We start from the raw sequence: 26,511 nt of genomic DNA, 5'->3' as shown, positions 1-26,511 counted from the left end.
TTCTATCCTGAGGGAATGGAGCAGAACACGGGGTCCGGGAATGGCGAGCGAACTGACTCCCGGGAAGGCCGCGAGGCTCGCTTCAGAATGAGCCGTCGCGGGTTCCTTTCGGGGGCAGGGATCGCGGGCGCGGGAGTGGTCGCCGGGCTGGGCATTGCCAGGGCAGGCGTGTTGCCCGGCGGAACGGTTTCAGTCACCGCAGCTACACCGACGCCGGCAGCGTCGCCGTCGCCGAGCACCACGGCTTCCGCACCCACGATCCGGAGCTTCGTCTCCACTTCTTTGACAGCTGCGCGCGTTGCCAGTTGGGCCACGGGGGCCACTGGGGCAGGCCTGCTTTTTGTCGGGCCGATGGGCCACGGCAGCAATGGCCTGATCATCGACAACCGGGGGGAGCCGGTATGGATGGAACCGACTGGTGCGGGCGTGACCGACCTTCGCGTGCAGGTCTTTGAGGGCCATCCTGTCCTCACTTACTGGACTGGCATTGGAGCCGGTGGACACGGTGCCGGAAAGGGCATCGTCAAGGACGCTCGCTACCGGACCGTGGCCGAAGTCAATACTGGCAACGGCTTGCAGGCCGATCTCCATGAATTCACTATCACTTCGGCCGGGACGGCCTTAATGATTTCCTACCCGACCGTTCGGCATGACTTGACGTCGGTGGGCGGACCCGCTCAAGGTTACATGTTCGATTGCCATGTCCAGGAAATCGGCATCCGCTCCGGTGCGGTCCTCTTCGACTGGGTAGCCTCGGACCACATCGACATAGGCGAGTCCTATGTGCGCCCGTCCGATAGCCCCAAGGCCGACGGCTCAGACGCCACGAAAGCGTTCGATCCCTTCCATCTCAATTCCGTGGACGAGAGTGGCGATGCGCTCCTCGTTTCGTCCCGTCACACGCATACCGCGTACTTGATAGGCCGTTCGGATGGGAAGATCCGTTGGCGCCTGGGCGGAAAACGGAGTGACTTTGCCATGACTCCGGAGTCTGTCTTCGCGTGGCAGCATGATGTTCGCCGGCGACCCAACGGCATCATCAGCATGTTCGACAACCATTACAACCAAGGGAACACGGGGACGTCCCGCGGGCTCCTGCTCGCCGTCGACGAAAAGGCGCGCACCGCCGTCGTCAAACAGGAGTTCAGCAGGGGCGGCCACCGAGGCGACGCGGAAGGAAACCTGCAGTTTCTGGATAACGGACACTTCCTGGTGGGCTGGGGAGCGGACCCTGCCGCTACTGAATTCACTCCCGACGGAAAGGCCGTGTATGAGGCTACCGGGCTGGGCGATGCTTCTTATCGCACGTACCGCTCCCCGTGGACAAGTCGGCCGGACACAGTCCCCGATCTCGTGGCGGTTCCGGGCAACGGGTCCACAATGCAGCTCTACACCAGCTGGAACGGTGCAACCGAGGTGGCCAGATGGAGGTTCCTCACCGGAACCGGCCCCGGGTCCATGTCCGAAGCAGTGACGGTTCCGCGTCGGGGCTTTGAAACGTCGACGGCGGTGGCTGCGGCGCCGAGGGCCGCCGTCGACGCTTTGGATAAGTCCGGCAACGTTTTGGCGACCTCCGCGGTCATCGCCACTGCGTGACTCCCGGCATTACCGACCGGCTTCCGGTGCCGTGCGGCGGAGCTACGGCAGGACGTGGTGGTGCGCGGCCGCATCCAAGGCGTCGGCCTCTGCCTTGGCCAAGCGGGTCTCAGCGTCGACGTCGACACCCCGGGTCATCAGCCAATACAGCGCTGCGGAGACCGGAAGTCCGATAAACAGCGAGATATCGGCGCCATCCATGGCCTGGGCGATGAAACCGACGAACAGCTTTCCGGCGGAGAAGAACGGAATCATCAGCACAAATCCAACGAGGTAGGAGATGATGCCGGGCCAACCCCAGCGTCCGTAGATCCCGTCGGGCTTGAAGATCTCAGCGATGGCGTAGTGGCCCTTGCGGACGATGAAGTAGTCGGTGAGGTTGACCGCCGTCCACGGAATGAAGAAGTACAACACCAGCAGCAGGAAGTCGTTGAAATTGGCCAGGAAGTCGGCCGAGGCGAGGTTTGCCAAGACCACGGAAATCAGGGCGGTGATGGCGATCGTGATGATCCGGAGCCGCAGGGTCGGCCGGATCTGACGCACGCTGTCGATAGACGAAATCAAGGTCAGCGAACCGCCGTACATGTTCAGCGCGGTCACGGACAGCAGACCCAGGGCGGCGACGAACAGGGCGATCCCGCCGAATCCGCCGAAGAGCTGGTCGGCGGTGGATTTGATTGAACCGATCGTTTCGAAGTTCTCTCCGGCAGCGGAACCAATGTACGCGCCCAGGAACATCACCCAAATACCACCCAAGGCGCTGCCCCAGAACGTCCACCGAAAAGTGCCCCGTCCGCTGGCAGGCGGCAGGTAGCGGGAGTAGTCGGAGACGTAGATGGCCCAGGAGATCTGATAGCCGGCTGCGACGCCAAGCTGGCCCAGGAACGGCACGAGATGGAAGTCGGCAAGGTTGTATGCCCCGGCAGGTGTGGCCAGTTTGAAGGCCGCCACTGTGAGCAGCGCCAGCATGACGATGGTCAGGTACGTCAGGTAGCGCTCGAATGCGTGGATGAGGTCATAACCGAAGAGTGCGATGATCACGGCCACAAGGGTGACCACCCAGAACCAGAGGTTTTGGGAGCCGAAGTTCACCGATTCCGAGATGGCCTGGCCGGCCAGGATGGTATTGAAAATGTTGAAGCCGGCGTACTGAAGATAGGCGAAGAGCCATACCAGCAGGGCGCCGATGTAGCCGAATTGCGGCCGGGACTGGATCATCTGTGGCAGGCCGAGCTGGGGACCCTGCGAGGAGTGCGCGGCCATGAACAGTGTGCCCACGAGGACCCCGACGGCGATCGCGATCAGCGACCAGATCAGGTTGCCGCCGGTGGTGATACTGATCAACCCCACGGCCAGGGTGGCGATCTGGGCGTTGCTGATGAACCACAACGGTCCGATGTGTGAGACTTTGCCGTGCCGCTCGTCCAGCGGAACGTAGTCGATCGACCGGATCTCCAGTCCTCGGCCCGGTCCTTTATCCGTCGTTGTGCTCATGGTGGTTCTCCTTGGACGCGTCGGTGCATCTGGCTTTGGTTTAGCACAGAGCGGGCCTGCCCAAAAGGGATCCCGAGATGGGAAACTGGTTCCGCGTCACGCATGACATCTTTTAGAGGGTCTGCAGCCTGCCAAAGCCCGGATTTCCGGGGCCTTGGCGAGCACGATCTGCCAAAAGCCTGCTGGGCGTGACGTGCGCCCCGTCGAGCTCCGTCCTAGCGCAGCTCCTCCAGCCGGGTCCGCGTTGTTTCCGCAGTCCGGCGCTCCCTGCCTGCCAGCCGGGCCGCCACTTTCCGATTCCGCTCGGCCACGGTGATCGCCCATTCCGTGGCGGCAAGCTCCTGCTGCAACGCGGCCAGCCTGTCTTTGGCAGCTTTGACCTCGATGGCGAGTTGCTCACCCCGGCGCACGGCCTCCGCCTTTTCGCGCTCGGCCTGGGCAAGTTCCATCTCGGCATCGTCCGCCTTGCGCTCAGCATCCACGAGGGCGGCGTGTACCTTCTCGCTTTCCCGCTGCGCCGCTGCCCCCTCGCGCTGCGGGCCGCCGTCGTCGGGCTCTTCTGTGCTGGTAACCGCGACGGGAAGTGGGCCCGGCACCGCCACCGCGCCGGCGAGGTCCACGGGTTCCAATCCATTCGTGGAGAGCGAGCGCACCAATCGTCCGCTGCGGAGCGCTGCGGCAGCGCCCGGATCCGTCATCGCGGCCCTCAACGTCGCCTCGACTTCCAACGCGGTGGCGCCACTGACCTTGACGCCCAGGCCTTCTGCCACCGCACGGGCCTGCTCGACGGCGGCGGCCAGCACGCGCGGGCGCTGCTGGCCGAGCGTCCGGAGACGGTCGTGGTCTTGCTGCTCCTGGGCCCTCCCCAGCGACGCCCCGAGCTCCAAGACGCTCGCGAATTCCCTCGTGCCGTGGCGGACAAGCATATTGACCGCCCACGCCGCCGTCGAAGGCTTGGGCAGTTGGGCGATCTGTTTCGCCAGCTCGGCGTCCCCGGCGGACTTGGCTTCCTTGGCCCGGGCAGTGCGGGACGCCGTGAACGCCGAAGGAACCAGCGTGTAGAGTTCGACGGCGGTCGCAGCCAGGTCCATGGCTTGGAACCCGGCTTTATTCTGCGGCGAGGAACTCAGCCAGCATGTCAGCCATGACCCCGGGTTCCCAGCTGTGGTTGGCGCCTGGAATGGTCGCTTTGCGGGCACTGGGGATATTGGCCACGATGGAGCGGGCGGCGTCCGTCATGATCGGCAAGGTTTGCTCGCCAACGATCGCGAGGGTCGGCTGGGTGACATTGGACCAGAGTTCAACGCGTGGCGCGGACTGGGTCCACGCCAGGGATTCGGCGTCGGCCGAGAGACTGGGACCCAACTCGAGCATGATGGGCCATCCGGGACTGTTCTTGGCGCCCGCCAGCCATTCCGGTGGCATGTCCTTCATGTAGTACTCGATGGTGCCCGCCTTGTCTCCGGACGCGATCCGTTCCTGGAGACCGGCAAGGAACTCCGCCCCGCCGGTGCCGAGTTCTTCGCTCAGCGGAGTCTCCCAAAGCGCTAGCTTCGTGACGGGTAAGCCCGCAGCCGCCGCTGCCAGGGAGATCGCGCCGCCGGAAGAGCTTCCGAAGAGCGCCGCTTCGCCTCCTGCGATGTCGATGAGTGTGGCGAGATCGTCGATGTTGTCCTTGAGGGTGAAAGACGGGGCGTCGGCGCTTTCTCCACGGCCGCGCCTGTCATAGTGCAACACCGTGAACCCCTTGGCAGCCAGGAGCTTGGCCATCTCCACCGTGGTGGGGTCGAAGCCCCTGAACTGCATCGCACCAGCCACCAGTAGCACGGCGGGTCCTTCGCCGTGCCGGTCATACCTGATGCGGGTACCGTCTTTCGAGATCGCAAATTCGGACATTCCAGATCCTTCGATTGAGCGGACAGTGCGTCCCTAAACTCTGTGCTCCGGCATCTCACGGGTCAAGGCCCTCGCGGGGTCACTCACAGGGTCAATGGGGAGAATGGCAGGCTCCGGAGTTCTTAAGAGCTTCTTAAATGCCGTGCGCGAGAGTGGAAGCAAGCCCCGCAAGGGCCGCCACCCCCCGAGTCGGAGAGTCCCATGCCGCCATATGCCAAGCAGAACGCTTCCACGGAAAGCCGGCCTTCCGCCGTCGTCCGTCACCGTGTTGCCGCACGTCCCACTGTTGCGGCAGGCCGCGGCGTGCCGTTGCTTCCGCAGCCCAGATACTGGCTTCTGTGGGGCATTGCCCTCGCCGCGGCAGTCCTTGCCATCGGCTTCAGCGTTCAGCTGGTAGGGGGCCTGACCACCAACGAGTTCGGCGTTGACCAGGAACTCAGCCGCCATCACGTGGCTGTGCTGACGGCGCTCGCAATGGCACTGAACTTTCTCTTCGCCCCCGTGGCAGGAGTGTGCATTGTCCTGGTGATCGGTTTGTACCTTTTCCTGGTGCGCAGGTCCTTGGTGCGGGCGTTCATGTTTGTGCTCTTCGCGTGTTCGGGATGGGTGGCCAGCGAGGGATTCAAGCTCATCGTCGCCCGGCACCGGCCCAACCCTGCGCTGCTTTTCGATCCGCTCGCCCCGGAAACGGGTTCCAATAGCTTTCCCAGCGGACATACGGCCTTCGCCGTAGCGCTCGCCTTTGCACTGTACTTCCTGGTCCGGGGCACGCGATGGGGCCCCATCACCGCGTGGGCTGGTGCCGTCCTGGCCGTGGTGGTGGCGTGGTCCCGGATCTATATCGGAGTCCATTACCCCAGCGATGTGGTGGCGTCCTTCCTGGCCACCAGCGCCGCGGTCATTGTCTTGGCCGGGCTCTGGAACCGGTACGCACCGCGGGTCCTGGAGCGGCTGCCGCGCCGGACCGCTGCCGCATTGGACTCTCCAGAAGCAGTCTCTCCGGAAGCAGCCGCAACGCAAGCACACGGATCCTGAGGAGGACCCCATGCACGTACTTTCCGCCATGCCGGCATTCCTTGATCCCACCACCATTCTGCAAGGCCTGGGCCCCGCGGCGCTGGGGATCGTGGCTTTGATCGTGTTTATCGAATCCGGGCTCCTCTTCCCTTTCCTGCCTGGTGATTCCTTGCTGTTCACTACCGGGCTCCTTCACCAGCAGCTGCAGCTTGAACTGCCGGTGTTGATCGCGGTGGTATCGGCAGCTGCCATCGCTGGAGACCAGATCGGCTACATGCTCGGGCGCAAGTTTGGACGGCGCTGGTTCAAGGACGATGCCCGGGTCTTGAAGACCGCTCACCTGGACACGGCCGAGGAATTCTTCAAGCGCCGCGGCGGGCCCGCGATTGTCTTGGCCCGCTTCGTGCCCATCGTGCGGACCTTCGCTCCGCTGAGCGCAGGCATCGCCCGCTACGACCACAAGTCCTTCACACTGTGGAATATCGCCGGCGCCATCATGTGGGGAACCTCCGTGACACTCCTCGGGTCCTGGTTGGGACACTTTCAGTTCGTCGCGAACAACATTGACGCCATTGCAGTCATCATGGTTTTGATCTCCGTTCTGCCTTGGGGAATCGAATTCCTCAAGAAGCGCCGCAAGGTCACAGCAGGCGCCACGAACGGGCACGCCGGGGAAGAATAGACAGCATGACAACAGCTGAGCGGCCTTCCATCCTTCTGGTCGAAGACGACCCTGCCTTGGGCCCGCTCATCACCGAACTCCTTGAGCAGGACTTCGACGTCCGCTTAGCTGCCAATGGGCGCGACGGCCTCCACCTCGCCTTGACCCATAGGTGGGATGCGATGGTCGTTGACCGTGGACTGCCGGTCATGGACGGCATTGCCTTGATCACGGCCCTTCGGGCCAAGGGAATCGTTACCCCCATCCTCATCCTCACGGCACTCGGGGCCACCGAGGAGAAGATCCGTGGCCTCGACGCCGGTGCCAACGATTACATGGCCAAACCGTTTGATGCCTTGGAACTCGCCGCCCGCTTGCGCGCTCTCACCCGGACGTATGCCCAGCCGACCAGCACCCTGGGAATCGGGGATTGGGAGCTCGACGCCGGTGCCCGCTCCATGCGCTCCGTGTATGGTTCCGTGGTCACACTGACGGCGAAGGAAGCCGGACTCTTGGAGACCCTGGCCAGCGCACCGGAACGGGTCTTCACCCGCGAAGACCTCATCAACGCCCTGTTCCACCCTACGGACCAGCCCGGCGTGATCGACACCTACGTCCACCACTTGCGCCGCAAGATCTCCAAGGCCGTGATCCGGACGGTCCACGGGCTCGGTTACCAGATCGGAGATCCCCATGACTGAGAACCCGGACCAGGCGACCCTCCGCAAGGCCTCTCTGAAGATCGCAGTGCGGATCAGTGCGGCATGCACGGTTTTGGTGTTGTGCCTTCTCGCGGCCGCCGCGATCTACCTTTTCAACCAGGCGCGGCAGCCAGCACTGCCAGGTCCGGGCGAAACCGGGTCCGTCTACGCGTATCTGGATACCAAGGACCTCCTGAAGGCCATGATCATTGCCGGCATCGCCGGGATCTTTCTGGCCGGTGCCATCGGCTGGCTCAGCGCGCGGAGTGCCATCAGGCCGCTGGGAGAAGCGCTCGCATTGCAGCGACGGTTCGTGCAGGACGCCAGCCACGAATTGCGCACGCCCTTGGCCATCCTGGATGCACGCGTCCAGCTGGCCCAACGCGATGCCGCCGCGGACTCAAAAACCGGGCTCGCACTGGCCCGCATCCGCAATGACACTGCGACCCTCACCGGTATCGTCAACGAGTTGCTGGTGGCAGCCACCGGCTCGCCGCCGGATGCCGCCGCAGAGCCAAGCGATCTCGCCAAGGTCGCGGGCGCCGTCGTCGAGAGCCTGCAACAACTCGCGGGGGAGAAGAACGTCCGCGTCACCTTGACGGAAAGGGACCGCCCGTTCTCGCTCATTGACGGCAATGGCTTCCGGCGCGCGCTCCTTGCCCTGGCCGACAATGCGTTGGCGCACACCCCGGCCGGGGGCCACGTGGGGATCACGACGGCGGTGCTCGGGAACCGGGCGGTAGTCACTGTCGCGGATTCGGGGGCCGGTATCAAAGGAGTGGACCAGACCCGGATCTTTGACCGCTTCGTGAGGACCCACGGTCCGGAAGGCGCACCCGGCCAGCGCAGCTTCGGAATCGGCTTGGCACTCGTGCGTGAAATCGTCACCCGGGCGGGCGGCACAGTGGCAGTTGAGCGCAGCGGTCCGCGGGGAACGGTTATGAAGATCACCCTGCCGCTCGCCGCGAAGGATGCGGCTCCTCGCTAGGCACAGCTTACTTAGGCGGCCTGCAGTTCGGTGACGCGGGCAAACTTAAGGGCTTTGACGTAGTGTCGGAGCTTACGTCGGCTGCGCCTGGAATGCAGTGCCGCGATAATGGGCGGGTCTGTGCCCGGTGGCCCAGTTCTTGGAGGCTCAGTCCCTGGCAACGGCGGGGCTGTTGATGCGTAGTGGTGCCCGGTGGGGGTGCGGAATTCGATGACATGCCGTGCCCTTCCCGTCCCGGTTCGTGCTGTCCAGCCGGGGAGTTCTTTGGTGTGGTTGCAGGCTTCGCACAAGCCCGCCCCGTTGCTCAGGCTGGTGGGTCCTCCGCCGTGCCGGGGGACGATGTGGTCGAAGTGCCGGATGGGCGCGTCGCAGTAGGGTGTCCGGCAGGTGTCGTCGCGGGCTTGGATGAAGCGCCGCAAACCGGCCGGGAAGAAGCGTGCCCGGGAATCGATGCCGACAAGCTCCCCGCTTCTGGGGGCGGTAAAGAGACGCCGGAGCCAGAGCTTCAGATCCCCGTCATGCCCGGCTTGGTGGTTCCCGGCGAGCATTGTCCTTGCCCAACCGGCGGGGACGATGCCGTAGCCGGGCAGACGGGCCGGCTCGCTGTCGCCCTGGAACAGGGTGCGGTCGGTCATGACGAGCTGGACCTCGACGCCGCAAATCCCCGCGGGGGTGCCGGTGGTGCGTTCGACGAGGGCGTCGGTCATGATCTGGCCCCGGCTGCGAGTGTCCCCTGCCGGGCGGAGGGTGTCGGCGTGCCGGCTCAGGGCCGCGTGCACGGCCACGCCTTGGGCGACGGGAAGCAGGGCGGTCAGGTAGGTCATGGTGTCCGGTGCCGGGCGCAGGCTGACGTGCCGTTCGGTGGCGGCGTGGCTGGCGCGCTGTGTAACGGAGCGCGGGTCCCGCCGGTAGGCCGCGGCCCTAGCCGCAGTGATGATGGCCTTGTCTCCGGCGCCGTCAAAGACTCCCGTGTCGGCGGCGAGCTCTTCGTCCACGGCGCAGCGGTCTTCGGCGGCCAGGCAGGCTGTTTCCTTCACGAGCAGGGTGGCGCGCCACTCGTTCAGCTGCCCGGTGTCCAGTGCGGCCAGGGTATGCGGCATTTCGGCCACGAGGGCTTTCGCGAGTCCCAGGAGCCGGGATCCGCGGGCCGGGGATTCCCGCCGGGCCAAGGCAATTTGTGCTCCGACGCCGCGTCCCTGTTCTGCGACCGGGACACCCAGATCTGACTCCGCGCTGCGCTGGGCGGCATCGAACGCGACGGTGATCCGGGCCTGGGCGCACGCGATCGCGGACTTTAGGTCTTCAAGGCCCCGCAACTGGTTTATTAGGTCGGCAAGCTCGGTGCCGCCGGCTAGTTCGGTGCCGAGGGTGCCTGGCCGGAGCGAGTTCACCGAGTCGATCAGATCCTGCACCCGAACCCGCGGGACAGCAAAATCCGGACCCGCGCCGCGGGAAGGCGCGCCCGATCCGATCAGCTGTGTTTCCCGGTTCCCGGCCATAACCAAAGCATCGCAAAGGGGTACGACATTATTAGCTCGAAGTACACCTGCCCGCCGAAAGAATCGGAAAATTGGCAGAAATTTTCTGGTGTCGGGCGACGCCATAAAAAACCCACCCTCACGGTACGTGATGTCGGCAGCGCCGCTCCGCGCCGGCGTCGGGATCTACGTGTTCCATGCCATGCAGCCGAACCGCGGCAGTCATATGAACTGAGCTATGGCAGCCGTGAAGCCCGGAGGCGGGTGGCGTCGCCGGCTTTGTCGGGGTCGAGCGGCACCGGGCTAATTAGCACAGCTGGGCCACGATGCAGGATGCCATCCGAGAGCGCTTGGCAGCGCACGCCGCCCCGTCCGCGCATGGCGGCGTGGGCGCCCGGAGCCAGGACTTGGTCCATCCAAGCGCAGGGGTGGGCCGGGCGTCCGCCCCGTAACCGCACTAGGCCGCCACGGGATTCCAACACGAACTCTTCGCCCAGCAGGGGAGCTAGATGGGCTCCCCTGAGGACCACATTGCGGCGCGTGAGGAGCGGGTCAAAGGGCTCGGCGCCCAGCTCAGCGGCCATGGCTTCGAGGGACTCGACGGCCATCAGCGTGACTGCGGCATCCATATGCGCGGCCTTGCCGAAGAACCGGTCACCGACGATGCCCTTGCCGTTGACGACGTCGACCTGATCGGCATCCGTGGTGCGCACCTCGGCGGCACCATCACGGGCACGGCCGAAATAGGCGTGGCCGGATGACACGAGCAGATGCAGGATCTCCACGTCGTACCTGTAGCTTGGAGTCATGCCACAAGGCTATGCCTGTCCCGGATCAGTAGCTCCGCGGCACTCAGCCCCAGAACCCGGTGAGCTGCGCGGCAAGGGACTTACCTTGCTCGTAACCGGCCTGGGCCGCGGGCGGACGCAGCGACAGATCCATGGCATTGGCGCCGAACATGTGCTGTCCGGGAAGATCGTTTCGACCAAGCTGCCGCGTGCCCGGAGTTCGTCGACCTGCGTTGCCAGATGCGTGCCCCACTCCACCGGTTGCAATGATCTGCCACCGAAGAGTGAGAGCACCAGGACCCGAGCGTAGGCAAGCCACTGGAAGAGCTGGCGGCTATGGCGTCCGCTAAGCCGACACCGCAGTCGCGCTCGAACGCGACCCGTTCACCGGTCCGGGCCACCGAGGACCAACGCTCGCTCGCGGGATTGTAAGGGTGAAGAAGGTGTTGTGTTCATGGGAGTCGCCTTTTCGCGAATTGCCTGTGGGGCGCTCCCGGTGGCGACTACTTCAGTCGCGCGACCGTGGACTGCAGGGGAGCACCCATTGCGGATACTGCGTTCATGGGGCTCACCTCCTGCCGATAGATCACGATCGCCACGACGCTAGCACGCCCGCGTTGTGGCGCGCCATCGTTGGCTAATGTCGCTTGCCTAGTCCTCCATGGGGAACGCCACGCCCTCGCCCACCACGCGGAGGCAGAGTTCCGTGCCGGGCTTGGTGATGGAAGCGTTCCAGTGGCGGATGGTGATGATCTCGCCGCCTCCCGGATTGGTTCGGGTGGCGCCTTCGGCAGCAATGCGCGGAGCAAGTTTGATCCGCACGGTGGTCTCTGGCCCGAAATAGTCGGTGTCAACCACCACGCCGCGGATGGGACCGTCCGGGGCAATCCGGATCTGTTCCGGGCGGAGCATCAATTGCACCAGGCCTTGGGCCGGGGGACGGCGTACGGGGATTCCGCCCAGCGAGCATGTTGCCAGGGAGCCCTCCATCCACGCGTCCAGGATGACGGCGTCGCCGAGAAATTCTGCCGTGGCCCGGTCGGCCGGACGCGTGTACACCACGAACGGGTTGCCGATCTGAGCCAGCTTCCCGCCACGCATGATCGCTACCTGGTCTGCGAAGGAGAGGGCCTCGGCCTGGTCGTGCGTCACCAAGATGGTGGTGACGCCGGCTTCGTTCAGCACCCTTGCCACGGCGCGTCGGGTGGCCACCCGGAGGCCGGCGTCGAGGGCGGAGAACGGTTCGTCCAGCAGCATGAGCTCCGGTTCGCGGGCCAGGGCACGGGCAAGCGCGACCCGCTGCTGCTGTCCGCCAGAGAGTTGGTGTGGGCGCCGCTTTGCCATGTCGGTGTCCAGAGACACCATCTCCAGCAGCTCCTGGACCCGGGCCTTCACGGCGCGGCGGCCGCCGTCGAGGGCTGAGCTGTTCAGCCCGAAAGCGATGTTCTGTCCCACCGTGAGGTGCGGGAAGAGCGCACCGTCCTGCGCGACATAGCCAACGTGGCGCCTGTGGGCCGGTACCCAAATGCCGTCCCCGGCCACCTTGCTGCCATTGAGGCTGATGGATCCGGTGTCGGGGTGTTCAAAACCTGCGATCAGGCGCAGAAGGGTGGTCTTGCCGGATCCGGAAGGTCCTACGATGGCGGTGGTTCCGCCCTTGGCCACGGACAGGTTGACACCCTTCAGCACTGCCTGGGGGCCGAAATTCTTGGTGACTTCGGAGATGTCCAGGTGCGTGTTGGTAGTAGGCGCCACCGAAGCCGCGACGCGGGGTGCCGGGAGTCTTGAGGGGGATTGTTCGGTCACTGTCCGGCTACTTTCTTGGACTGTTGGAAAAGCAGGTACGTCATGGGGGCAGACAACAGGATCATGAGCAAGGCGTAGGGTGCCGCTCCCGCGTAATCGATCTCGCTGCTCTTGCTCCAGAATTCAGTGGCCAAGGTGTGCGTGCCGTTGGGGGATAGCAGCAGGGTCGCCGTCAGTTCATTGACAATGGCGAGGAAGACCAGTGCGGCTCCGCCGGCAGCGGCCGGAGCCGTGAGGCGCAGGGTTACCTTGAGGAAGGAGACGAGCGGTGCCTTGCCGAGCGACTGTGCCGCTTCGTCGAGTTCTTTGGGGGCCTGGGCCAACCCGGAGCGGATGTTGACCAGGGCCCGTGGCAGGAACAGCAGCACATAGGCAGCAATCAGGACCCCGGACGTTTGGTAAACGCCCGGAACCATCCGGATGCTCACGGTCACGAAGGCGAGGCCCACCACGATTCCAGGCAGGGAACTGGTGATGTAGTTTGAGAGCTCCAGCATCTTGCTGAACCAGCTGGGGTGCCGCACGGCCAGATACGCCATCGGGAATCCGACGACGATTGTCGCCGCGGCGCCTACGGTGCCATAGGCGAGGGTCTGGAGGAGCGCCGGAAGGAACTCGTCGGCCGCCCAGACCCGGGCACCTCCCGCCAACACCCAGCGCAGGACGAACCAGACCGGCAAGCCGAAAGCCAAGACGGTGAGGGCCAGCAGGGCGAGCTGGGAGGGAAGCTGGAAGTGGCGCAGCGGGAGCCTGATCGACCTGGCCTGGGCGCCTGAACCGACCCGGGCGTAGCGCGCGGTGCCGCGGCTCCTGACTTCCACCAGGAGCAGGATGAGGCAGAAGAACACCAAGACGCTTGCCAACATATTGCCGGCGGTGCCGTTGAACGTGGACTGGAACTGGGTCATGATCGCCGTGGTGAACGTGTCGAATCGGATCATCGCGAACGCCCCGTACTCTGCCAGCAAGTGGAGGGACACCAAGAGCCCGCCGCCTGTCATCGCGATCCGGAGTTGCGGCAGGACAACGCGGAAGAAGACGGCCCACGGACCCAATCCAAGGGATGCCGCGGACTGTTCAATGGCGGGGTCGAGACGCCCCAGCGTTGCCGCAGCAGGAATGTAGACAAGCGGGAAGTAGGACAGCGTAGCTATCAGCACGCCGGACCAGATGCCCTCAAGGGAGGGGACTGCGGACACCCACGCGTAACTGTTGACGAACGCCGGGATGGCAAGGGGGGCAGCCAAGGCCACGGCCCACCAGCGGTGGCCCCTCAGCCTGGTGCGTTCGACGAGCCACGCGCCGCCAACTCCCAACACCAGGCATATGGGCACCGTGAAGACCACGAGCATGACGGTGTTCAGGAGTAGCTCGCCGACCCGCGGCCTGACGATGAGCGCGACGGCGGTGTCCCAACCGGTCGCCGCCGTCATGTAAGCGACGTAGGCCAGCGGGATGAGCGAAAACAGGGCGATCAGCACCGCGAGGATGGATATTGCAGAAACGCCGAAAGGCGGGCGGGGGCGCTTGCCCCTACCCGCCGTCGTCGTGCTCTCCGAAGCCTCCGGGATATCCGGAGAAATGGGAGCCGTTAGATCAGTGGTCACAGAATTACAGCAGTCCTGCCTTGGTCATCAGGTCGGTGACCTTTGAGGAGTTCAGTTTTGCCGGATCCACGGTGGGAGCTTGCAGATCCTTGATGGGAACGAGTTTAGCGTTCGAGTCCACGCTGGAAGCGATCGCGTACTCGAAGGAGGTTCCGTTCTTGAGGACTTCCTGGCCCTGCTTGCCGGTGATGAACTTGATGAAGGCCTGCGCGGCTGCAGCGTTCTTGGAGGATTTCAGCACGCCGCCGCCGGATACGGACAGAAAGGCGCCAGGGTCCTGGTTCTTGAAGAAGTACGGGGTGACCTTGCTGGAGTTCTCGCCGGTCTTGGCCTGGTCGCCGTAGTAGTAGTAGTGGTAGATCAGCGCGGCGTCGACTTCGCCTGCGTTGACTGCCTTCATGGCGGTGCTGTTGCCTTTGTACGCCTTGGAGTTGTCCTTCATGCCCTTGAGCCATTCGGTGGTGGCTGCCTCACCCTTTTGTTCGAGGAGGGCGGCAACAATGGCTTGGAAGTCGGCGCCGGACGGCGAAGCTGCCCAGCGACCCTTCCACTCCGGCTTGGCCAGATCCAGCATGGACTTGGGCAGCTTGTCGTCGCTGATCTTGGTCTTGTCATAAACCAGGACAGTGGAGCGGGCGGCGATGCCGGTCCACTTGTTGGTGGAGGGACGGTATTCTGCCGGGACCTGGGCCACGGTGGCCTTGTCGATGTCGGCGAAGAGGCCGGCGTTCTCAACCTGGGCCATGGCGGGGGAGTTCTCCGTGAGGAAGACGTCGGCCGGGGATGCCGCGCCTTCCTGGATGATCTGGTTGGAGAGCTCGCTGTCTGAACCTTGACGGATGGTGACCTTGACGCCGGTCTCCTTGGTGAACGCGTCCACCCATTCCTTGGTCAGGGTGTCGTGCTGGGCGTTGTAGACGGTGATTTCGCCAGCCACCTTGGTGGCAGCGTCGGCGGAAGCGGTGCCGGTGGTTGCGGGGGAGGCTGTGCCGTCGCCGCAAGCGGCCAAGCTCAGGGCAGCTGTGGCGGCGAGTGCGATGCCAGCCAGCGCATGTGCGCGAATCTTCATGAGGCTACTTTCTGCGAGCAAATCCAAGGGAGCCCGGGGGAAGGAAGTGCGGGCTCACAGCTTGAAACTTTAGGTTAGCCATACCTAAATTTCCATCCAGAAAGCGTGATCGTGACACGAATCACATACATTACGTAAGATTTACATGACCTAATTGCTTACTCGGGTCCTGATAGGCCGAGGCTCAATTGCTTGGCGTGGAAATCGAAATGCAGCGTGGCGTAGCTATAGATGTCCGAGAGTGCCATATCGGCGGTGAAGAAGGGATCCCATCGCGTGGGGAAGGGCATGGACATGGCCAGGGAAGCCGGGCTTTCATGTTGGAGCCGACGGGTAAGGGCCGTGACCGTCTTTTCGAGCTTCCGGCTCATCCGGTGCCGGTTGTAGACCATCGCGGCGGCCCGCGATCCCCAGTAATTAACGACGTCGAACGGGCCGGTGGCCATGTCTAGTCCGGCAGCGAATGCCCTCCTCCACGATGGGGGCAGGCTGCTGACGACCCGAACCAAAGGGAGTAGGGTCCGGACGATCATGTATCCGAAGACCATGTGGAAAAGCAGCTCCTCGTTGGTCCAGCGGGTCCCATTGCTCTTGCGCTGCAGATCCGAGGTGGTGGCATTCTCCAGCCAACCCTTCAGCTCCCGCGTGGCACGGCTGTAGTCGGTCACGGTCTGCTCCCGGAACGGTTCCATGGTCTCCTCGGGCGTCTACTTTTCCGCGAGTTCAGCGTAGAGCTTTTGGACGCGGGCCTGGATGTCGTCCCGGACCAGGCGCATGCGTTCCAGGCCTTCGATTCCGCGTGTAGAGGGCTCGTCGGTCTCCCAGGTTTCAAAGCGCGCCGTGCCGTGGTGTTCGAGTTTGGCTTCGGTGCCCAGGACAACAACGACGTCGACGGCCTCGAGCACCTCGTCTGTGAGGGGTTTGGGGTGCTCGCCTGTGATGTCGATGCCGAGCTCGTTCAGGGACTCCACGGACTCCGGGTTCAAACCTTTTCCGGGCGTGGTTCCGGCGGAGTAGATCGCGACGGCCTCTCCGGCCAGATCCCGCATGAGCCCGGCGGCGAGCTGGGACTTGCCGCCGTTCTTGCTGCAGACGAAAAGGACGCTGGGTACCTTGCTGATGTCAGTCATGCCTACGATTCTTCCTCGTGTTTGGACGTTCCCAGCACCCGGCGGCGGGTGGGGGTCAGAGTCCACCGGTGCGTCCGTGCGAAAGCCCGGTGGGGAAGCCGATGAGGACCGGCTCGGGTGCTGCGCAGCAGCCGGTGTCCTCCGATGCTGCCTTGCCCGGGGAGGGAACGTCGCAGCTGCTGCCGCCGTCCGTGGAACAGACCCCGGTTTCGGGCAGTTCAAGGTGGACGGTGTCGGCTGCGGCCTGGTCACCGGCCAGCGCGGCGGCGACGGAACGTACTTGTTCGTAGCCCGTGGCCAGGAGGAAGGTCGGGGCCCGGCCGTAGGACTTCATGCCCACGATGTAGAAATCCTTCTCCGGGTGGGCCAGCAGCTTGGCCCCATGAGGCGGGACGGTGCCACAGGAGTGGAACTCGGGGTCGATGAGTGGACCCAATTCGAGCGGTGCTTCGACGGCGGGGTCCAGGTTGAGGCGGAGTTCGCGCAGGATCTCCAGCTCGGGGCGGAATCCGGTGCAAGGGATGATGATGTCGGCTTCCAGGCTGCGCCCGTCGACGGCCTCAACGCTCACCTGGGTGTCGAGGGTATTCAGGGCAGCGATGTTGTAGCCGGTGTGCAGTTCGATGGCTCCGGCGTTGACCAGGCGGCGGAGCCGGGATCCGAGCTGCCCGCGGGCGGGCAGGCCATCGGCGTCGCCGCCGCCATAGACCTTTTCCGCCGATGCTCCGCGGATGGCCCACAGGATCCTGGTTCCGGGTGCATCCTTGGCCAGATCCGTGAGGTTGATCAGGGTGTTCGCCGCGGAGTGCCCGGCTCCGACTACCAGGATCCGGCGGCCGGCAAACGCTGCGCGGTCCCGTCCGGTGACGTCGGGAAGGGGCGAAGAAATCCGGTCAGCGGACGCGTTCTCGCCGATGGCTGGCAGTCCCGAGGTGCCAAGCGGATTGCGGGTGGACCACGTGCCGGAGGCATCGATCACGGCTGCCACGGCGTGGTCTCGCACTTCCCCGCCTCCGTGGTGGACCCGGACGGTGAAAGGGGTCGTGTCGCGGTCGCGGACATGTGTTTTGTCCATGCCCGCACGGGTGACCGCGACAACGCGGGCTCCCGTCTGGAGACGGGAAGTGATAGCGGGGAGGGCGGCCAAGGGGGTCAGATACTTCTCGATGAGTTCCCCACCATAGGGCAGCGCGGTCAGGCGCGGGGTCTCCCAGCCGGAAGCCTCAAGCAGGCGGACGGCCGCGGCGTCGAGGTTGAATCGCCACGGCGAGAAAAGGCGGATGTGGCGCCACTGCTCGATCGCCGCACCCGCGGTTGGGCCCGCTTCGAAGATCACCGGTTCCAGTCCGCGCTCCAAGAGGTGCGCGGCGGCGGCCAGGCCTATCGGCCCGGCACCGATCACGGCAACGGGCAGTTTCTTTGTCGAATCCATGATGTCCCCTGTTGCATCCGTGGCTCTGCGGTTCATACGAGGTGCCTGGCGATAGCGTTACGTGGCGGGGGTGAGGGATTCGATCAGGCCCTCAATGCGTGACTTGATCTCGTCCCGGATGGGACGCACGGCTTCTATTCCCTGGCCGGCAGGGTCCTCGAGAACCCAATCTTCGTAGCGTTTGCCTGGGAAATAGGGGCACTCGTCGCCGCAGCCCATGGTGATGACGACGTCGGATTCCTTCACGGCCTCAGTGGTGAGGACCTTGGGAATTTCGGTGGACATGTCGATGCCCAGCTCGGCCATGGCTTCGACGGCGGCAGGGTTGACTTGGTCAGCGGGCTGGGACCCGGCGGAGCGGACCTCGATCCGCCCTTGGGCCAGGGTGGTGAGGAACGCGGCGGCCATCTGGGACCGGCCTGCGTTGTGCACGCAGACGAAGAGAACGGACGGTTTCTTGGCGGTTTCAGTGCTCATGAGAGGACCTTTCGATCAGCCGCATCCGCGGCAGCGGGCGCAGTTAAGGCAGGAACGGCTGGGTAGAGGGCGCGGATCAGGAAGAACCCGGCGGCGCCGCCCAGCAGCTGGGCGAGGATGAACGCCGGCGCCGAGGCGGGGGCGATGCCGGCGACGGTGTCGGTGATGGTCCGGGCCACCGTCACGGCGGGGTTGGCGAAACTAGTGGAGCTGGTGAACCAGTAGGCCGCCGTGATGTAGCCGCCGACGGCGAATGCCACCCGCTCGGTCCGGCCGGAGCGGAGGGTGCCGAAGATGATCAGGAGCAGTCCCGCGGTCGCGATGATCTCGCCAAGCCACAGCCCTGTTCCGGCGCGTTCGTGCGAGGACAGGGTTACGGCGTCGAGACCGAACATGAGGTTGGCGAGTATTGCTCCAGCCAGGCCCCCGGCGAATTGGGCGACGATCAGTCCCATGGCGGTGCGTGTGTCCACCATCCCCAGGAAACGCTCGACCAAAGTGACTATCGGATTGAAGGATGCCGAGACCGGCTGCAGGGCCAGGATCAGCGCCACGAGTGCGGCGCCCGTGGCGATGCTGCTCTGCAGGAGCTGCAGTCCGACGTCGTTCGGGGACAGGCGCGAGGCCATCACGCCGGAGCCGACCGCGGCCATGACCAGAAAGGCGGTGCCGACGAACTCCGCCAGGGCCCGCCGCTGGAGAACGCTCACAGGCTCTTTCCCCCGATGAGTGCGGCAAGGTTCTCCAACGCATCGGTGCGCGCACGGTAGTAGACCCACACGCCGCGCTTTTCCCGATCCAGCAGACCTGCCTCGTGCAGGACCTTCAGGTGGTGGCTGATGGTCGGCTGCGAAAGCTCAAAGGCGTCGTTGAGGTCGCACACGCAGGCTTCGCCGCCGGCGTGGGACGCTACCAAGGACATCAGCCGCAACCGCACCGGATCGCCCAACGCCTTCAGCAGGGGCACGATCCCGTCCGCTTCCGATTCGGACAACGGCACCCTCGAAAGGGGCGAACAACACGCAATCGCTTGGACGGGCGTTAACTCCAATGACATAGACACCTGTATATATTTACACTTGTCGATATTAACCGCAAGGCCAAGTGTCTTGCGGCAGTCGCTAAGCTGGCTCCATGCCCGGTTTCGCCGAATTCCTGCCGACTTTCCTTGGCGTCGGCATCCTGATGGCAGCCACGTTGACGCTACTCTTGGCGTTCAAGACCCCGCACCCCTTCGCACCTGCCCTGGCTATCCTCCGCGGAGCCGTCCAGCTCGCCGCCATCAGTTTCATTCTCGGGGGAGTGATCTCCAGCCCGCTATGGGTCGCCGTCGCACTTCTCGTCATGTTTGCAGTGGCCGCGATGGTTGCCACCCGCCGCATCGGCTGGAGCATGCCCCACTTGGGCCTCGTCAGCGGCTCGATGGCCGCCGGCATCGCAATAACCCTCGCCGTCATTTTCGCTACGGGGGCCATCGCGTTCACCCCCCGCTACGCGCTCGCGATCGGCGGGATCGTGATCGGCAACGGAATGACCATCGCTGTCCTTGCCGGCAGGCGTTTCAAAGAGTCGGTGGACGAGCATTGGGAGGAGGTGGAAGGCTGGCTCGCGCTCGGTGCGACTCCACGCCAGGCAACACTCGATCTCGCCCGGCGCACGGTCTATTCGGCGCTCATCCCCTCCACCGATCAAACCAAGACGACGGGACTTGTCACCTTGCCGGGGGCGTTCGTCGGCGCAATCTTCGGCGGTGTCTCTCCGCTCGAAGCGGGACGCTTCCAGATCGTGGTGCTCGCGGCGATCATGGCGGCCGGTTCCATGACGGCCATCATGATCATCGGAATTCTGGCTCCCGTGCGCGTGCGGCCGGCGCCCCTGCACTAACGGCCGGAGAGACGCAGATCTGCCGCAAGCTAACGCGGGCAACAAGCTCCGTGGCCCGTAAGCTCCGTGGAAAAGCCCAGCGGGCCGAGGTACGCTCGTGGCATGACCCCGGAGGACCTTGCCAGGCTCACCGACTTGCGGCGGGCCCGTGACCTGATCGACCGCGAGTACGCAAAACCCCTCGACGTACCCACCATGGCGAGCCATGCCTTTATGTCGCCGGCACATTTCTCGCGGCAGTTCCGGGCCGCTTATGGGGAGACTCCCTACAACTACCTCATGACCCGCCGGATCGAGCGCGCGATGGCGCTCCTCCGCGGCGGAATGAGCGTGACCGACGCGTGCATGGAGGTCGGCTGTACGTCCCTTGGCTCCTTCAGTTCGCGTTTCACCGAGCTGGTGGGAGTGACCCCCAGTATCTACCGTTCCCGGGAGCACCTCGCCGTGGCCGCCATGCCCGCTTGCGTCGCGAAGATCCGCACGAGGCCCCGCCGCAACGAGCAAGCTGCCCGGAAAGAAGCGAGCAGGATTCAAGAAGCGCTCGCCGTGTCCGCGGACTAACGTCATTGCCATGACTATTTCACTGCAGTACTCACACATCACTGTCAACGACCCGGACGAAGCGCTCACCTTCTATCGGGACGCTCTCGGCCTCGAGGTGCTCAACGACGTCGCCCAAGGTGGCTTCCGGTGGGTGACGCTCGGCAGCACGGATCAGCCGCGGGTTGAGATCGTTCTTTCCGAACCGCACGCGGGCCGCTCCAAGGCCGACGGCGATTCCCTCCAGGAGCTTGTCACCAAGGGCGTCCTGGGGCCGATCGTCTTCCGCTCCGACGACGTCGATACCCTCTTTGAAAAGGTCCGGGCGTCCGGCGCTGAGGTCATGCAGGAGCCCATCGACCAGCCGTGGGGTCCCCGCGACTGCGCCTTCCGTGATCCTTCGGGCAACATGGTGCGGATTTCGCAGGCGTAGGCGACCCGAACACCGCTCAGCGCGCGGTCGGCACGCGGCGAAGTACGACGGCGGCAAGGAGTGCCGCTCCCGCCATCAGTACCAGCCCGATCGCCGCTGTGATGTGGACGCCCGATTCAAAGGCGGCCCGGGCGGCGGCGGTCAGGGTCCCTGCCAGTGGCTGCGGCAGGGCGGCTGCGGTGTCCATGGCTCCTGCGAGCGTCTCCCGGGAACGTTCCGCGGCATGCCCGGACAATTCGACGGGAAGCAGCAGGTGGTGCTGATAGGACGCCGTCAGTATGGAGCCGAGCACGGCTGTGCCCAGTAGCGAGCCGAGTTCGTATCCTGTCTCGGAGATCGCCGATGCCGCTCCGGCCTTGTCGGCGGGAACAGCACCCAGGATGAGGTCATTGGAAATGGTCTCCGCCGAGCCAACCCCCAAGGCGAGCAGGAGGAGTGCCGTCAGGAGGTACCCGGGCCCCTGGCCGTGGTTGCCCACGGCAGCCACGAGGTATCCCGCGGCACTGAGGGTGAGTCCGGCCGCCACGACCACTCCCGGACGGATCCGCTTGACCAGCGGAACCACCGCCAGGCCCGCCACGATGGTGGCCAGCAGCGCCGGAAGCATCGCGATTCCAGCCTGCATGGGGGACTGGCCTTCGACGAGCTGCAGATGCTGTGCGAAGAAGTAGATGAAGCCGGTCATGGAGAACAGGGACAGGACGTTGGCGGTGATCGCCGTGCTGAACACCTTGTTCCGGAAAAGCTTCACGTCCAGCATGGGAGAAGCCAAAGAGCGCTGCCTGCGGACAAAAGCGATTCCCATAGCCACGCCGAACGCCATGTAGGTTGCAGGTCCCGGCCCGAATCCGTGCGTTGCGAACTCTTTGACGCCATAGACCACGGGCGCCATGGTCAGGACGGATAGCACAATGCTGGCGATGTCCGGCTTGCCCGGATTGCGATCCTTGGACTCGGGGATGAAAGCCGGGCCGAAGGCGAGCAGGGGCAGTAGCAGGGGCACGGCTACCAGGAAGACGGCTCCCCACCAGAAGTGCTCCACGAGCCAGCCGCCGAAGATCGGCCCGAGCGCTGCGCCGCCGGAGAATCCCGCGGCCCATATCGCGACGGCAAGACGGCGGCGGTTAGGGTCCGGGAAGATGTTGCGGATCAGGGAAAGCGTGGACGGCATGAGCATGGCTCCGAAGATCGCCATGCCAGCGCGTCCGGCGATGAGCCATTCGGCTGACGGTGCGAAAGCGGTGGCTGCGGAAACGGCCGCGAAGCCAGTGCTGCCGATCATCAGCAATCGGCGGCGGCCGATCCGGTCTCCCAGGTTGCCCATGGACACGAGTAACGCAGCCAGCACCAGCGCATAGACGTCGACGATCCACAGCAACTGCACGCCGCCGACCTCCAGTGTCCGTGCGATTGCCGGCAGGGCAAATGTGAGCGCGGTATTGTCCACAGCCACCAGCAGCACGGGGAACATCAGGAGTGTCAAGGCAGCCCAATCGCGCCAGGGGGCGGACTGGGTCGAGGGGATGCGTGGGTACTGGGTTGTGGACGGGCTGAACATGAACGTTACTATACCGTCTGGACGGTATAGTTTCAATCTACTGTATCCAACTGAGGGATGATGGACACCATGCCGCGAAAACCTATTGCCCGGGACGCTGTCCTGGATGCCTTTGAAGCACTGCTGATCGAGGTGGGGGAGCGAGCTGCCACCCTTGACGCCGTCGCCAAACGCGCAGGAGTCTCCAAAGGCGGCTTGCTCTACCATTTCCCCAACAAGGAAGCCATGATCAGCTCCTTGCTGGAACGCATGGACAGGCTGGCAGCACAGGACATCGAGGCAATGAAGGCAGCTCCCGAAGGTGCGGCCGCGTTCTTCATCAAGTCCTCCCTTTGGGCGGACACCCCCTTGGACCGGGTGTTTGTGGCAGCCACACGGCTCGCGGAGGTGGCGCATCAAGAAACCCGCAGGCGCTTCGCCGGGATCCAGCAACAATGGCTGGATGTGCTCGCCGAGGAAGTGGGCCCCGAGATGGCCAAGGCGGTCCGATATATGGGTGATGGGCTCTACTTCAATGCGATGCTTGAAGGCGGCGCTGGCGATGCGGAAGTCAAGGCCAGCGCGAGGAACACCGACGTCGGTGCGCTGCTTGCCGCCGTCGAACGCCTCCGAAACTAAGCGCCGGCCCAACTAGCTCGCAGTTAACGTCGTTTTGAGCCCTCAAAGCGACAACAACTGCGAGCTAGTTGGGAAAGCCGGGCGACGACGATGACATTATTTGCGGACACGGGCAGTCCATAGGACAATTGGTAGTTGTGGCAGTCGTCACCGGCAGCCACGGTCGATTCACACAGTCATTTCACACAACTGAATACGCCTTTGATCTGCGGCGGGAGAGTCCTGCAGGCATGTGATGCAGGCGCCGTAGGAGCAAATCCTCCCCAGGAATCTCTCAGGCCCACGCACCGCCGCGGCAAGGCAACTCTGGAAAGCAGCACGCTGTCCACCGGTGTCCGTGACACCCGACGGCGCTGTGCTCACCGACGGTGCAAGCGAAGCAGTGCGAAAGCGCGGATTTGCGGAAACTCTCAGGTCCAATACAGAGCGGGGAGGAACCCGATTAGCTGTGGCGTACCCACGCCGCCTTAGTAATGGAGTTCCTTCGTGACGGTTAGTTCAACCTCCACCACATTCGTTGACCGGCATATCGGCGCCCGGCGCCAAGCCGACATTGACGTCATGCTCAAGTCTGTTGGATACCACAGTGTCGATTCGCTCGTTGACACCGCGGTTCCCAACGACATCCGCCAGGACGTCGCCCTAAGGCTCCAGGACGCCCTCAGCGAGGTCGAAGTCCTCGCTGAACTGCGCAAGCTGGCGGCCAAGAACAAGACGGCCGTGCAGATGATCGGCCAGGGCTACTACGACACCGTCACTCCGCCGGTGATCCGCCGGAACGTCCTCGAATCCCCAGCGTGGTACACGGCTTACACGCCCTACCAGCCGGAGATTTCCCAGGGCCGCCTCGAGGCGCTGCTGAACTTCCAGACCATGGTCCAGGACCTCGTGGGCCTGCCCATCGCCAACGCCTCCTTGCTGGACGAAGCCACCGCCGTCGCCGAGGCAGTCCTCATGATGCGCAGGGCCAACAAGAACAAGAACGCGGCCGCAGGCAAGACCGTCCTCGACGCCGACTGCCTCCCGCAGACCATCGCCATCGTCAAGGGCCGCGCCGAGGCGCTGGGCTTCGAGGTCGAGATCGCCGATCTGTCCCAAGGCCTGCCCGACGGCGACATCAACGGTATCGTCCTCCAGCAGCCGGGCGTTTCCGGCCGCGTGTTCGACCACTCCGCCGTGATCGCCGCCGCCAAGGAACGCGGCGCACTCGTCACCGTTGCCGCGGACCTCCTGGCCCTCACCCTGATCACGCCTCCCGGCGAGCAGGGCGCCGACATCGCCGTCGGTTCCACCCAGCGCTTTGGCGTTCCGCTGTTCTTCGGTGGCCCCCACGCCGCCTACATGGCCGTCCAGAAGGGCCTCGAGCGCTCGATGCCGGGCCGCTTGGTGGGAGTTTCCAAGGACGACGCCGGGACTCCCGCGTATCGCCTGGCGCTGCAGACCCGCGAGCAGCACATCCGCCGCGAGAAGGCCACGTCCAACATCTGTACCGCGCAGGCGCTGCTGGCCATCGTCTCCTCGATGTACGCCGTTTACCACGGCCCGGACGGCCTGAAGGCGATCGCCGAAACCGCCCACAACCACGCTCGGACCTTGGCCACGTCCTTGAAGGCCGCCGGCCTTGAGGTTCTGCACGGCAGCTTCTTCGACACCGTCACCGTCCGGGTCCCGGGCAAGGCTGCCGAGATCGTCGCTTCTGCGGAAGCGAAGGGGATCAACCTGCGCGGTATCGACGCCGACACGGTCGGCGTGTCTGTTGATGAAACAACGACGACGGCGATCCTCGCCGACGTTGTCGCCGCCTTCGGTGCCCCTGTGTCCAGTGACGGCGAGGGGTTCGCCCTGGATGCCGCCGTCGAACGTTCTTCCGATTACCTGCAGCACCCGGTGTTCAACACCCACCGTTCAGAAACCCAGCTGCTGCGCTACATCCGCAAGCTCTCGGACCGCGACCTCGCTCTGGACCGCACCATGATCCCGTTGGGTTCGTGCACCATGAAGCTGAACGCCACTGCCGAGATGGAAGCCATCTCCTGGCCGGAGTTCGCCTCGATCCACCCGTTTGCTCCGGACTCCCAGACCGAAGGCTGGCGTGAGCTGATCGCCGACCTCGAGTCCCAGCTGACCGAGATCACCGGCTACGACCAAGTCTCCATCCAGCCCAACGCCGGTTCCCAAGGCGAACTCGCGGGCCTTCTGGCGATTCGCGGCTACCACCGCTCGCGCGGCGATGACCAGCGCAACGTCTGCCTCATCCCGGCCTCGGCCCACGGCACCAACGCGGCTTCCGCAGTGCTGGCCGGCATGAAGGTGGTGGTGGTGGCAACCGCTGCTGACGGCACCATCGACCACGAGGACCTGCAGGCCAAGATCGAGGCCCACAAGGACGTCCTCTCGGCCATCATGATCACCTACCCGTCCACCCACGGCGTGTACGACGCCGACGTGCGCGAGGTCTGCGACTCCGTGCACGCGGCCGGCGGCCAGGTGTACATCGACGGCGCCAACCTGAACGCCCTGGTGGGCCTGGCCCAGCCGGGCAAGTTCGGCGGCGACGTGTCCCACCTGAACCTGCACAAGACGTTCTGCATCCCCCACGGCGGCGGCGGACCGGGCGTTGGCCCGGTCGCGGCCAAGGCACACCTGGCGCCGTTCATGCCCGGTAACGCAGCGGCTTGGGCCGAGGGCAACGGCGTCCCGATCTCGGCTTCGCGGTTCGGTTCGGCCGGTGTCCTGCCGATCTCTTGGGCGTACGTGAAGCTCATGGGCGGCGAAGGCCTCACTGAGGCCACAAAGTCCGCGCTGCTCGCCGCGAACTACATCGCCTCCCGCCTCAACGAGTACTTCCCCGTTCTCTACACGGGTGAAGGCGGACTCGTGGCCCACGAGTGCATCCTGGACCTGCGCGAACTGACGGCCAAGACCGGCGTCACCGCGGAAGACGTGGCCAAGCGCCTCATCGATTACGGTTTCCATGCCCCCACCCTGGCGTTCCCGGTGGCAGGCACCCTCATGGTGGAGCCCACCGAGTCGGAGGACCTCGGCGAGATCGACCGCTTCATCGAGGCCATGATTGCCATCCGCAAGGAAATCGACCAGGTTGCCCACGGGGACTTCACGGTGGAAAACAGCCCGCTGCGCCACGCGCCGCACACCGCGGCCGCCGTCGTGAGCTCTGACTGGAACCGTGAATACTCGCGTGAGCAGGCAGTGTTCCCGGTCCACCACCTCAAGCAGGACAAGTATTTCCCGCCCGTGGGCCGCATTGACGGCGCCGCAGGCGACCGTCACCTGGTCTGCTCCTGCCCTCCCCTTTCCGAGTTTGAAGACTAAGGATT

The 26,511-nt window shown here is 64.7% G+C and carries 25 protein-coding genes, 1 pseudogene and 2 riboswitches; of the genes and pseudogenes, 10 read left to right on the top strand and 16 right to left on the bottom strand.

Annotation, left to right across the window (positions count from 1 at the left end; genetic code table 11):
* Positions 1 to 15: 15 nt before the first annotated feature.
* Positions 16 to 1,596, top strand: coding sequence for an arylsulfotransferase family protein (locus tag ABD884_RS18505; RefSeq protein WP_345049247.1), 1,581 nt, complete (start codon positions 16 to 18; stop codon positions 1,594 to 1,596).
* Positions 1,597 to 1,638: 42 nt separating this feature from the next.
* Here ABD884_RS18505 and ABD884_RS18500 read toward each other — a convergent pair whose 3' ends face one another.
* The 3 genes from ABD884_RS18500 to ABD884_RS18490 form a co-directional block, all read right to left on the bottom strand.
* Positions 1,639 to 3,090, bottom strand: a complete 1,452-nt coding sequence (locus ABD884_RS18500; RefSeq protein WP_345049241.1) for a purine-cytosine permease family protein — start codon at positions 3,088 to 3,090, stop codon at positions 1,639 to 1,641.
* Between the two features lie 215 nt (positions 3,091 to 3,305).
* Positions 3,306 to 4,181 (bottom strand): hypothetical protein, encoded by an 876-nt coding sequence (locus ABD884_RS18495; protein WP_345049224.1) that lies wholly within the window; start codon positions 4,179 to 4,181, stop codon positions 3,306 to 3,308.
* 16 nt (positions 4,182 to 4,197) lie between these two features.
* Positions 4,198 to 4,986 carry an alpha/beta fold hydrolase gene (locus ABD884_RS18490; RefSeq protein ID WP_345049221.1) on the bottom strand — a complete coding sequence of 263 codons (789 nt, stop codon included), beginning with the start codon at positions 4,984 to 4,986 and terminating at the stop codon, positions 4,198 to 4,200.
* A gap of 201 nt (positions 4,987 to 5,187) precedes the next feature.
* Between ABD884_RS18490 and ABD884_RS18485 the strand changes: the two genes are divergently transcribed.
* Genes ABD884_RS18485 through ABD884_RS18470 form a run of 4 tightly spaced genes read left to right on the top strand, consistent with a single transcriptional unit; the run spans position 5,188 to position 8,353 of the window.
* Positions 5,188 to 6,021 carry a phosphatase PAP2 family protein gene (locus ABD884_RS18485; RefSeq protein ID WP_345049213.1) on the top strand — a complete coding sequence of 278 codons (834 nt, stop codon included), beginning with the start codon at positions 5,188 to 5,190 and terminating at the stop codon, positions 6,019 to 6,021.
* Between the two features lie 10 nt (positions 6,022 to 6,031).
* Positions 6,032 to 6,685 carry a DedA family protein gene (locus ABD884_RS18480; RefSeq protein ID WP_345049210.1) on the top strand — a complete coding sequence of 218 codons (654 nt, stop codon included), beginning with the start codon at positions 6,032 to 6,034 and terminating at the stop codon, positions 6,683 to 6,685.
* A 5-nt stretch (positions 6,686 to 6,690) separates the two neighbouring features.
* A complete protein-coding gene (locus ABD884_RS18475) occupies positions 6,691 to 7,365 on the top strand; it encodes a response regulator transcription factor (protein ID WP_345049208.1) in 675 nt (224 codons plus the stop codon).
* A complete protein-coding gene (locus ABD884_RS18470) occupies positions 7,358 to 8,353 on the top strand; it encodes a sensor histidine kinase (RefSeq protein ID WP_345049205.1) in 996 nt (331 codons plus the stop codon). Before ABD884_RS18475 ends, ABD884_RS18470 begins: the two co-directional genes overlap by 8 nt.
* Positions 8,354 to 8,364: 11 nt before the next feature.
* Here the strand turns inward: ABD884_RS18470 and ABD884_RS18465 are convergent, their stop codons facing one another.
* The 12 genes and pseudogenes from ABD884_RS18465 to ABD884_RS18410 form a co-directional block, all read right to left on the bottom strand.
* Positions 8,365 to 9,852 carry an HNH endonuclease gene (locus ABD884_RS18465; RefSeq protein ID WP_345049202.1) on the bottom strand — a complete coding sequence of 496 codons (1,488 nt, stop codon included), beginning with the start codon at positions 9,850 to 9,852 and terminating at the stop codon, positions 8,365 to 8,367.
* Between the two features lie 215 nt (positions 9,853 to 10,067).
* Positions 10,068 to 10,640 (bottom strand): MOSC domain-containing protein, encoded by a 573-nt coding sequence (locus tag ABD884_RS18460; RefSeq protein ID WP_345049196.1) that lies wholly within the window; start codon positions 10,638 to 10,640, stop codon positions 10,068 to 10,070.
* Between the two features lie 43 nt (positions 10,641 to 10,683).
* Positions 10,684 to 11,017, bottom strand: a pseudogene (locus tag ABD884_RS18455) (patatin-like phospholipase family protein); the annotation flags it as partial.
* A 253-nt stretch (positions 11,018 to 11,270) separates the two neighbouring features.
* Positions 11,271 to 12,425 carry an ABC transporter ATP-binding protein gene (locus ABD884_RS18450; RefSeq protein ID WP_345049193.1) on the bottom strand — a complete coding sequence of 385 codons (1,155 nt, stop codon included), beginning with the start codon at positions 12,423 to 12,425 and terminating at the stop codon, positions 11,271 to 11,273.
* Positions 12,422 to 14,032 carry an ABC transporter permease gene (locus tag ABD884_RS18445; protein ID WP_345049187.1) on the bottom strand — a complete coding sequence of 537 codons (1,611 nt, stop codon included), beginning with the start codon at positions 14,030 to 14,032 and terminating at the stop codon, positions 12,422 to 12,424. The genes ABD884_RS18450 and ABD884_RS18445 overlap by 4 nt, the downstream gene beginning before the upstream one ends.
* Before the next feature lie 4 nt (positions 14,033 to 14,036).
* Entirely contained in the window at positions 14,037 to 15,101 is a 1,065-nt protein-coding gene (locus tag ABD884_RS18440) for an iron ABC transporter substrate-binding protein (protein WP_345049179.1), read from the bottom strand.
* 158 nt (positions 15,102 to 15,259) lie between these two features.
* Positions 15,260 to 15,793 carry a DinB family protein gene (locus ABD884_RS18435; protein ID WP_345049175.1) on the bottom strand — a complete coding sequence of 178 codons (534 nt, stop codon included), beginning with the start codon at positions 15,791 to 15,793 and terminating at the stop codon, positions 15,260 to 15,262.
* Positions 15,794 to 15,808: 15 nt separating this feature from the next.
* Positions 15,809 to 16,231: an arsenate-mycothiol transferase ArsC gene (locus ABD884_RS18430; RefSeq protein WP_345049171.1), complete on the bottom strand. Its 423-nt coding sequence runs from the start codon at positions 16,229 to 16,231 to the stop codon at positions 15,809 to 15,811.
* Positions 16,232 to 16,286: 55 nt separating this feature from the next.
* Complete coding sequence (locus ABD884_RS18425; protein WP_345055050.1) at positions 16,287 to 17,663, bottom strand: FAD-dependent oxidoreductase; 1,377 nt, start codon at positions 17,661 to 17,663, stop codon at positions 16,287 to 16,289.
* A gap of 57 nt (positions 17,664 to 17,720) precedes the next feature.
* Positions 17,721 to 18,140: an arsenate reductase ArsC gene (locus tag ABD884_RS18420; RefSeq protein WP_345049167.1), complete on the bottom strand. Its 420-nt coding sequence runs from the start codon at positions 18,138 to 18,140 to the stop codon at positions 17,721 to 17,723.
* Complete coding sequence (locus ABD884_RS18415; protein ID WP_345049163.1) at positions 18,137 to 18,850, bottom strand: aquaporin; 714 nt, start codon at positions 18,848 to 18,850, stop codon at positions 18,137 to 18,139. The genes ABD884_RS18420 and ABD884_RS18415 overlap by 4 nt, the downstream gene beginning before the upstream one ends.
* Positions 18,847 to 19,197 carry an ArsR/SmtB family transcription factor gene (locus ABD884_RS18410; protein WP_345049159.1) on the bottom strand — a complete coding sequence of 117 codons (351 nt, stop codon included), beginning with the start codon at positions 19,195 to 19,197 and terminating at the stop codon, positions 18,847 to 18,849. The genes ABD884_RS18415 and ABD884_RS18410 overlap by 4 nt, the downstream gene beginning before the upstream one ends.
* Before the next feature lie 77 nt (positions 19,198 to 19,274).
* On the opposite strand from ABD884_RS18410, the gene ABD884_RS18405 reads away from it, so the two are divergent.
* The 3 genes from ABD884_RS18405 to ABD884_RS18395 all read left to right on the top strand — a co-directional run bounded on the left by ABD884_RS18405 (position 19,275) and on the right by ABD884_RS18395 (position 20,997).
* Positions 19,275 to 20,024 carry an ABC transporter permease gene (locus tag ABD884_RS18405; RefSeq protein WP_345049152.1) on the top strand — a complete coding sequence of 250 codons (750 nt, stop codon included), beginning with the start codon at positions 19,275 to 19,277 and terminating at the stop codon, positions 20,022 to 20,024.
* A 102-nt stretch (positions 20,025 to 20,126) separates the two neighbouring features.
* Entirely contained in the window at positions 20,127 to 20,585 is a 459-nt protein-coding gene (locus ABD884_RS18400; RefSeq protein ID WP_345049147.1) for a helix-turn-helix transcriptional regulator, read from the top strand.
* Between the two features lie 10 nt (positions 20,586 to 20,595).
* The gene (locus ABD884_RS18395) at positions 20,596 to 20,997 is read left to right on the top strand and encodes a VOC family protein (protein WP_345049142.1); all 402 of its coding nucleotides are present in this window, start codon (positions 20,596 to 20,598) and stop codon (positions 20,995 to 20,997) included.
* A 16-nt stretch (positions 20,998 to 21,013) separates the two neighbouring features.
* Here ABD884_RS18395 and ABD884_RS18390 read toward each other — a convergent pair whose 3' ends face one another.
* On the bottom strand, positions 21,014 to 22,555 hold the full coding sequence (locus ABD884_RS18390) for an MFS transporter (protein WP_345049137.1): 1,542 nt from the start codon (positions 22,553 to 22,555) through the stop codon (positions 21,014 to 21,016).
* A gap of 69 nt (positions 22,556 to 22,624) precedes the next feature.
* On the opposite strand from ABD884_RS18390, the gene ABD884_RS18385 reads away from it, so the two are divergent.
* On the top strand, positions 22,625 to 23,173 hold the full coding sequence (locus ABD884_RS18385; protein WP_345049133.1) for a TetR/AcrR family transcriptional regulator: 549 nt from the start codon (positions 22,625 to 22,627) through the stop codon (positions 23,171 to 23,173).
* Positions 23,174 to 23,375: 202 nt separating this feature from the next.
* Positions 23,376 to 23,473: riboswitch (glycine riboswitch) on the top strand.
* A 1-nt stretch (position 23,474) separates the two neighbouring features.
* A riboswitch (glycine riboswitch) is annotated at positions 23,475 to 23,608 on the top strand.
* 51 nt (positions 23,609 to 23,659) lie between these two features.
* Positions 23,660 to 26,506 (top strand): aminomethyl-transferring glycine dehydrogenase, encoded by a 2,847-nt coding sequence (gcvP, locus tag ABD884_RS18380; RefSeq protein ID WP_345049130.1) that lies wholly within the window; start codon positions 23,660 to 23,662, stop codon positions 26,504 to 26,506.
* The last annotated feature ends 5 nt before the right edge of the window (positions 26,507 to 26,511 follow it).

The sequence above is a fragment of the Arthrobacter methylotrophus genome (assembly GCF_039539965.1).
In the GTDB taxonomy this organism is placed as follows: Bacteria; Actinomycetota; Actinomycetes; order Actinomycetales; family Micrococcaceae; genus Arthrobacter; species Arthrobacter methylotrophus.
The sequence above is the reverse complement of the archived record's forward strand: the minus strand, read 5'-3'. Positions and strand labels throughout refer to the sequence as shown.

Coding starts and splice junctions, on each gene's coding strand:
- ABD884_RS18485 (WP_345049213.1), top strand. CDS start 5,188: ATGCCGCCATATGCCAAGCAGAACGCTTCCACGGAAAGCCGGCCTTCC.
- ABD884_RS18475 (WP_345049208.1), top strand. CDS start 6,691: ATGACAACAGCTGAGCGGCCTTCCATCCTTCTGGTCGAAGACGACCCT.
- ABD884_RS18405 (WP_345049152.1), top strand. CDS start 19,275: ATGCCCGGTTTCGCCGAATTCCTGCCGACTTTCCTTGGCGTCGGCATC.
- ABD884_RS18395 (WP_345049142.1), top strand. CDS start 20,596: ATGACTATTTCACTGCAGTACTCACACATCACTGTCAACGACCCGGAC.
- ABD884_RS18430 (WP_345049171.1), bottom strand. CDS start 16,231: ATGACTGACATCAGCAAGGTACCCAGCGTCCTTTTCGTCTGCAGCAAG.
- ABD884_RS18460 (WP_345049196.1), bottom strand. CDS start 10,640: ATGACTCCAAGCTACAGGTACGACGTGGAGATCCTGCATCTGCTCGTG.
- ABD884_RS18435 (WP_345049175.1), bottom strand. CDS start 15,793: ATGGAACCGTTCCGGGAGCAGACCGTGACCGACTACAGCCGTGCCACG.
- ABD884_RS18480 (WP_345049210.1), top strand. CDS start 6,032: ATGCACGTACTTTCCGCCATGCCGGCATTCCTTGATCCCACCACCATT.
- ABD884_RS18385 (WP_345049133.1), top strand. CDS start 22,625: ATGCCGCGAAAACCTATTGCCCGGGACGCTGTCCTGGATGCCTTTGAA.
- ABD884_RS18390 (WP_345049137.1), bottom strand. CDS start 22,555: ATGTTCAGCCCGTCCACAACCCAGTACCCACGCATCCCCTCGACCCAG.
- ABD884_RS18440 (WP_345049179.1), bottom strand. CDS start 15,101: ATGAAGATTCGCGCACATGCGCTGGCTGGCATCGCACTCGCCGCCACA.
- ABD884_RS18470 (WP_345049205.1), top strand. CDS start 7,358: ATGACTGAGAACCCGGACCAGGCGACCCTCCGCAAGGCCTCTCTGAAG.
- ABD884_RS18400 (WP_345049147.1), top strand. CDS start 20,127: ATGACCCCGGAGGACCTTGCCAGGCTCACCGACTTGCGGCGGGCCCGT.
- ABD884_RS18505 (WP_345049247.1), top strand. CDS start 16: ATGGAGCAGAACACGGGGTCCGGGAATGGCGAGCGAACTGACTCCCGG.
- ABD884_RS18465 (WP_345049202.1), bottom strand. CDS start 9,852: ATGGCCGGGAACCGGGAAACACAGCTGATCGGATCGGGCGCGCCTTCC.
- ABD884_RS18425 (WP_345055050.1), bottom strand. CDS start 17,663: ATGGATTCGACAAAGAAACTGCCCGTTGCCGTGATCGGTGCCGGGCCG.
- ABD884_RS18495 (WP_345049224.1), bottom strand. CDS start 4,181: ATGGACCTGGCTGCGACCGCCGTCGAACTCTACACGCTGGTTCCTTCG.
- ABD884_RS18410 (WP_345049159.1), bottom strand. CDS start 19,197: ATGTCATTGGAGTTAACGCCCGTCCAAGCGATTGCGTGTTGTTCGCCC.
- ABD884_RS18420 (WP_345049167.1), bottom strand. CDS start 18,140: ATGAGCACTGAAACCGCCAAGAAACCGTCCGTTCTCTTCGTCTGCGTG.
- ABD884_RS18490 (WP_345049221.1), bottom strand. CDS start 4,986: ATGTCCGAATTTGCGATCTCGAAAGACGGTACCCGCATCAGGTATGAC.
- ABD884_RS18500 (WP_345049241.1), bottom strand. CDS start 3,090: ATGAGCACAACGACGGATAAAGGACCGGGCCGAGGACTGGAGATCCGG.